Consider the following 1,591-nt stretch of genomic DNA (forward strand, 5'->3'; position numbering starts at 1 on the left):
GACGCCGCCGCCTTCAGCGGTAACCAGTTCTTCGGGTCTGCGTGGCCGATACAGAAAGTCGGTGTAGTTGAGGGCGTGCATCATTCTGACCTTGCCCACCTCGCCCGACTGAATGATGTCATGCGCCAGATTGACTGCACCATCAAAACTGTGGCTTGGGCCAACAATCAGTTGGACGCCAGCCTCTTCGCAGATTTCGACCATCCGAATGCCATCTTCTAGGCTGATGGCAAGCGGCTTCTCGACCAGTACGTGCTTACCGGCGCGGGCCGCAATCGCAACATGGTCAACATGCATTTGATGTGGGGTTGCGACATAGACCGCTTCAACGTTCGGATCTGCACATATGTCCTCGACCCGTTCATAAGTCGGACTGCCAAATTCTTTTTTGAAGGCTTGGCGTGATGACTCACGCGGGGCGCAGGCCGCAACAAGGTGAACGCGCGGATCAGCGATCAGGCTTGGTAATGTCAACATAAACCCCCGACCAAGTCCGATCACACCAAGGCGCAGTGGCACCTGTTCGGTTCGGAGTTCAGAGTTCGATGACAAGATTACCCTCCCTCGCGCGGGAGACGCAGATCATAATCTGATTGTCTTTTTCCTCGTCCATAAGAACCATGTCACGGTGGTCGACATCCCCTTCGATCAGCTTGCAGCGGCAAGTGCCGCATGTGCCGCTTTCACAAGAGCTCACCGTTTTGATCCCATTATCACGAAGTGCTTCCAGAACGGACCGGTCAGCGGGAACGGTGATGGTGGTATCGAGATTGGCGACAGTCACTTCAAACGGTTTGTCGTCCTCGCGCACGGCCTCGACGGCTTTGAAGTCTTCGAAATGGACACGTCCTTCCGGCCAATGACCAGAGATGGCTTTGATTTCTTCCATCAAAGGGGATGGGCCGCAGCAATAGACATGCTCGGCGCCAGGCTCTTCGAAGTGGTCCCAGAAATCGTAAACCTGCTCGAGGTTGCCGTTATCGTGATGGAACTTAACGCGCGATCCGAATGCGTTCTTGATTTCATCCAGATATGCCGTTTCCTCGGCTGATCGGGTGCAATAGATCATCTCGAACGGTTTGCCCTGGGCCGAAAGGTGATTGGCCATCGCATAGATTGGCGTGACGCCGATACCACCGGCGATCAGCAAATATTTTGGCGCATTTTTCAACGCAAACGAATTTTCTGGCGCTTGAATGACAAGCTCGGTACCAACTGTTGCCGACTCGTGCATTGAGGATGATCCGCCACGCGATTCTGGCTCGCGTTTCACTGCAATCACGTAGTTTTCGGGAAATTCCCCATCATTAACAAGCGAATAGCGGCGCATCGCGCCAGATGGCGTTTCGACGGTGATGTGCGATCCCGGCTCAAAGGCGGGGAGTTCGATCTCATCTACGGGGGAAAGCGTAAACTCGCAAATATAAGGCGTTAGCTCGCGTCGCGCCTCAACACGCATTTTTATGCTTTCTAATTCTGTTGACATTTTTTCCTCCCGAATTAACTTTACGCAATAAATTAGATATCTAATAATTCTTGTCAAGTCACTAGACGCCTGTAAAAGCGTAGTGTATATAAACTTCGATATCTA

2 protein-coding genes are annotated in these 1,591 nt (G+C 52.4%); both read right to left on the minus strand.

Translation table 11 applies throughout. From position 1 onward, the window contains the following. A partial coding sequence (locus tag WA429_RS21135) for a Gfo/Idh/MocA family protein (protein ID WP_336107901.1) occupies positions 1-552 on the minus strand: 552 nt, incomplete at its 3' end. Beyond that, positions 536-1,486 (minus strand): PDR/VanB family oxidoreductase, encoded by a 951-nt coding sequence (locus WA429_RS21140; protein ID WP_068517704.1) that lies wholly within the window; start codon positions 1,484-1,486, stop codon positions 536-538. The genes WA429_RS21135 and WA429_RS21140, both read right to left, overlap by 17 nt. Positions 1,487-1,591: the final 105 nt, after the last annotated feature.

Origin of the sequence: Thalassospira sp. CH_XMU1420-2 (genome assembly GCF_037029325.1) — a bacterium.
Lineage (GTDB): Bacteria > Pseudomonadota > Alphaproteobacteria > Rhodospirillales > Thalassospiraceae > Thalassospira > Thalassospira povalilytica.

Coding starts and splice junctions, on each gene's coding strand:
- WA429_RS21140 (WP_068517704.1), bottom strand. CDS start 1,486: ATGTCAACAGAATTAGAAAGCATAAAAATGCGTGTTGAGGCGCGACGC.